This is a genomic window from Oscillatoria sp. HE19RPO (genome assembly GCF_024220515.1).
Classification (GTDB): Bacteria; Cyanobacteriota; Cyanobacteriia; order Cyanobacteriales; family Laspinemataceae; genus Laspinema.
Map to the genome: position 1 here is coordinate 1 of NZ_JAMXOT010000333.1, position 5,021 is coordinate 5,021.

Consider the following 5,021-nt stretch of genomic DNA (forward strand, 5'->3'; position numbering starts at 1 on the left):
CAATGCTTGCGCCCTCTTTTGGGCGCAAGCATTGCGCCCCTACAAGACATCAGGATTTTTCGTCATTAAATTTATCACCTTGACAGGGCTACCCTTTTTGGACTTACGCAGATTTGAAGAATCCACCCCCAATGTAGAGGCGATTCGCGAATCGCCCCTACATGGGGGTTCGAGGTTACAGATTGCGTCAGTCCTGCATTCGAGGCGATCTCCACAGGTTGGAGTCTGCCGCAGTTGTATTGGGTCCCCGATTCCTCTATAATTCAGACGCTCGCAGACAAAGAAGCATCCCCACCCCGATCATTCCCACCATGAGTGAAAGCGCATTAGCCAGAATTCGGATCGTGCTCGTAGAACCGGCTGGCCCCTTAAACGTGGGTTCAGTGGCGCGAGTGATGAAAAATATGGGCTTGTCTCAGTTAGTCTTGGTGAATCCCCAATGCGATCGCCAGGATGAATGGGCGATTAAAATGGCCGTACATGGGGCAGATATTTTAGAATCCGCCCAAATTGTCAACGAACTCCCACAGGCCCTGGTGGGATGTCAACGGGCGATCGCAACCACCGGGCGTTCCCGGTCCTTACCCACAGACTTAGAAACCCCCCGAGTCGCCCTCCCTTGGCTATTAGAAACCCCCTCCGCCTTAATTTTTGGCCGGGAAGACAGAGGATTGAGCAACGATGAGCTCAACTACGCCCAGCGATTCGTGCAAATTCCCGCCAGTCCCGAGTATCCTTCCTTAAACTTGGCCCAATCCGTCGCCGTTTGCGCCACCGAACTGTACCAACAGGCGACTGGACTCGCAGAAGACCACTCCAGCAACCCGTCCCCCTTCATCAGCGCCAGTTCTAGCGTTCCCACCGCCTCCCTAGAGGAATTAGAAGGATATTATCAACACTTGGAACGATTGTTATTGGAAATTGGGTATCTTTATCCTCATACTGCGCCCCGGAGACTGGAAAAATTCCGACGGTTGTACAATCGAGCGCAATTATCCAGTCAAGAAGTCGCCATGTTGCGGGGAATCTTGACACAAATGGAGTGGGCATTGTCCCAAGGATCTGAGGTTGGTGATACGCTATAAGCGTTATAGCCTTTGATTAGAAAAATTCTCAAGCAACCCGGTTTCTGCCCCGGAGTTTCTGCCCTGGGTTGTCCGTGCGATCGCCAAAAGAGTGCCTGAAGGGGTTACGATTGACGATGCTGCGGGCAAAACTGAGCCTAAGAAATGGGACTTAGGGAGTGGGTGAGCCTAACAAGCAGCAAGAACGAAACAAGAGGAGTGTGGTGTGGCTCAAAGGTCTCCAATTCGGTCATTTTTGTCGGTGGTGCCTTCGGAAAAAGCGGAGTCTGGCGAACCGACAAAGCGGGTAAAAAAAACCAAAACCAAGACATCGGGGAAAAAAGCAACCCAATCAGCTTCCCGCAAATCGGCCCCCGGGACCCGTGGCGATCGCCGTCTGGAAACGCCACCCCGGGACCCTAGACAAACCGGGTCCCCAATTCCCCCCTTTTATGAGGGAGAAAATGGACCCCTGCCCTCCCCGGGAGATCCCGCAGGCAGACAACAGCAACAATCTCAACAGTTAGCTGAACAATTGCGAATGAGCCGAGTCCCCCGTTCCCGGAACCAACCTGATTCTCCCGGTTCGGACAATCCCCGCCCTCCTCGTGGGTCCAACTCCCTCGATCGCCTCGCCGAACAACGCCCCTCCACCTTTACTCGTTCTACCCCCCTGAGTCGTCAGCTTGCTAAAGACGGATCCGACTCTCCCCGGGAACGAGTTTCGGGACGAAAACCCTCAGATTCGGGAAATAAACCCCCGCGCAAGCGCACCCCGAAAGCGCAATCTAAACGCCCTAGCGGGACTTCCTCCAAAACTAGCCTCCCCAAAACTAGAACCCGGAAAACCACCGAGAAGAAACCGAAACGGACCAAAATCTCGCCCCTGATTTATGGGGCAAGGTTGCTGATTCTCGGCGTGGGACTCGGAGTCCTCGCGGGTACTCTCTTATCGATATGGAATCCGGCGGATAACTACACCGTCGGGGCGGCTGGAAACACTGAAACCCAAGAAGAACAACAGGAACAGACTGCTGCCGCCTACAATCTCCAGGCCCTGCCGATCACCCAGGAAATCACAACCCTCAAACAAAAATTGCAGGAAATGGCCGCAGAACATCCGGAATTGACCCCGGGAGTTTATGCCATTGAATTAGATACGGGGGCCTATCTGGACTTGAATGGCAGCCTGAGTTTTTCTGCTGCCAGTACGATTAAAGTGCCGATTTTAATTGCATTTTTTCAGGACGTGGATGCGGGAAAAATCAGCTTAGATGAAATGCTGACCATGAAACAAGAGCATATTGCCGAAGGGTCCGGGGATATGCAGTTCACCGAACCGGGGACGAGGTACAGTGCCCTAGAGACGGCGACTAAAATGAGCCAGATTAGCGATAATACGGCGACCAATATGTTAATTGAGCGGTTGGGGGGTGCAGCGGCCCTGAATCAGCGCTTTGCATCCTGGGGATTGAGCAACACGGCGATCGCCAACCCTCTCCCGGATTTAGCCGGTACTAATACCACCAGTCCCCAAGATTTGGTCCAGGTGATGGGACTGGTAGAACGGGGACAGGTGCTATCTCTGCGAAGTCGCGATCGCCTCTTGAAGATTATGCAAGGTACGGTGAATAATTCCCTACTCCCCCAAGGATTGGGTGACGGCGCAGCGATCGCCCACAAAACTGGAGATATTGGGACCGCCATTTCCGATGCCGGATTGGTGGATATGCCGAATGGGAAGCGTTATTTAATCGCGGCGATCGTCAAACGTCCCCACAATGACCCAGCAGCAGAAGAGTTAATCCGGCAAATGTCCCAAGTGGTTTACCAATCCTTTAGTGGAGAACTCTAGTCAGAAGACCCTGACCCCTTACCTCCGGTCCCCTCCCCTAATTCTGTGTAGGGGCGATTCGAGAATCGCCCGAAAAACCAACCCATTTTCTCCAAAAACCCCTGTAGGGGCGATTCGAGAATCGCCTGAAAAAATCTACCCATTTTCTCCAAAAACCCCTGTAGGGGCGATTCGAGAATCGCCCGAAAAACCCCTACCCCAACAGATAGAAAATTAGGGGAATTTTATAGACGGGCGATTCTCGAATCGCCCCTACCTTGGCAAGGTCCGGGTTAGGGTGGGGTCCTCCGGTCCCCTCCCCTTGCCAAGGGGAGGGGACAAGAGGTGCAGTTACGCATACAAAACCTACTCGGGTGGGTGGCGATCGCCCAAGAAGAACCCCACCCTAACCCGGACCTTGCCAAGGGGAGGGGACAAGAAAGGAACCTGACCCCGAGGGTTCTCTATTCTGCGGAAGAACCCCACCCTAACCCTCCCCTTGCCAAGGGGAGGGGACAAGAGGTGCAGTTAAGGAACCTGACCCCCAAGGATCTCTATTCATCAGAGGGATTCTCTTGGCAACATTAGCGGTGTCGATAGCGGATGTGCCAAAATCCAAATAGTTAAAGACCCTGATTCCGGACTGCTTTTTTGTTTGCTAGGAGAAAATTTAATGAAAGTTGCTATCCATCCAGCCCTCAGTGATGCCAATATAGACGCGGGTCAACCCAGTTCTCAGCGTCAACTTTCCCTATCCATTTCCGCGATCGCCGCCGGTTTAGAAACCGCTGTCCCCCTGAACCTCTGCCTGATTTTGGACCATAGCGGATCCATGACTGGACGTCCGTTAACCACGGTGAAAGAGGCTGCCTATCGCCTGATTGACCGACTCAAACCCGGCGATCGCCTCAGTATTGTCGCCTTCGATCATCGCGCCAAAGTGATTGTTTCCAATCAGGCGATCGAAGATACCAGTCGCATCAAAAAACAAATCGACAAACTCAAAGCCGATGGCGGGACTGCGATCGATGAAGGCATGAAAAAAGGCATGGAAGAACTCAAAAAAGGCGCAACCGGCACCGTCTCCCAAGCCTTCATCCTCACTGATGGCGAAAACGAACATGGCAGCAACGATCGCTGTCTGAAATTAGCCTCGGAAGCAGCAGACGCCAACCTCACTCTCAATACCCTCGGCTTTGGGGATCACTGGAACCTCGATGTGCTCGAATCCATTGCCACTGCCGCCCGAGGTGCATTGTCTCATATCGAACGCCCGGAACAAGCCGTTGAAGAATTTAGCCGCTTATTCAGTCGGATTCAATCTGTTGCCTTAACCAATGCTTACCTGCAACTGAAGCTCATGCCAAAAGTTCGCCTTGCCGAACTCAAACCCATCGCCCAAGTCTCACCGGAAACCATCGAACTCCCCGTAGAAGCCAAGAATGGACTGTTTGAGGTGCGTTTAGGAGATATTATGACCACCGAACGGGTGATTTTAGCCAACCTATATATTGGCAAATTTAATGAAGGCAAACAAACCCTCGCGGAATTGCAAATTCGCTACGATGACCCTTCCGCAGGACGGAAACAGGTTCTCAGCGATCCGATTCTCATCGATGCCAATGTATTGAGTGCTTATCACCCGGCGATCGACCCCACGGTACAGCAGCATACCCTCGCCTTAGCGAAATATCGGCAAACCCAAATTGCCGAACAGAAAATCCAACAAGGCGATCGGGCAGGTGCCGCCACTATGCTGCAAACTGCTGCCAAAACTGCCTTACAAATGGGTGACAAAGGGGGAGCAACCGTCCTTCAAACCAGTGCTACCCGCCTCCAAGAGGGACAAGAACTCTCCGAAGCAGATCGCAAAAAAACCCGCATCGTCTCCAAAACCATTTTGCAATAATATTCAAAACAAAAGCGGCAGACGCCCATTTCTGCCGCTTTTCCACTCCATCCCCTTCCCTCAATTTTATGTCCCGACTTCAGTCGTTCTTCTTAGTTCGTAGTAACGACTTCAGTCGTTCTTCTTAGTTCGTAGTAACGACTTCAGTCGTTCTTCTTAGTTCGTAGTAACGACTTCAGTCGTTCTTCTTAGTTCGTAGTAACGACTTCAGTCG

General features: G+C 52.3%; 4 protein-coding genes. All 4 read left to right on the forward strand.

Annotated features, from left to right (window positions below; translation table 11 throughout):
• On the forward strand, nucleotides 1-262 hold a 262-nt coding region (locus tag NG833_RS25635), incomplete at its 5' end, for a hypothetical protein (protein ID WP_254568109.1).
• 49 nt (nucleotides 263-311) lie between these two features.
• Nucleotides 312-1,085 carry an RNA methyltransferase gene (locus NG833_RS25640; protein WP_254568110.1) on the forward strand — a complete coding sequence of 258 codons (774 nt, stop codon included), beginning with the start codon at nucleotides 312-314 and terminating at the stop codon, nucleotides 1,083-1,085.
• 205 nt (nucleotides 1,086-1,290) lie between these two features.
• Nucleotides 1,291-2,919 carry a serine hydrolase gene (locus NG833_RS25645; RefSeq protein ID WP_254568111.1) on the forward strand — a complete coding sequence of 543 codons (1,629 nt, stop codon included), beginning with the start codon at nucleotides 1,291-1,293 and terminating at the stop codon, nucleotides 2,917-2,919.
• 652 nt (nucleotides 2,920-3,571) lie between these two features.
• Nucleotides 3,572-4,807: a VWA domain-containing protein gene (locus NG833_RS25650; protein ID WP_254568112.1), complete on the forward strand. Its 1,236-nt coding sequence runs from the start codon at nucleotides 3,572-3,574 to the stop codon at nucleotides 4,805-4,807.
• Nucleotides 4,808-5,021: the final 214 nt, after the last annotated feature.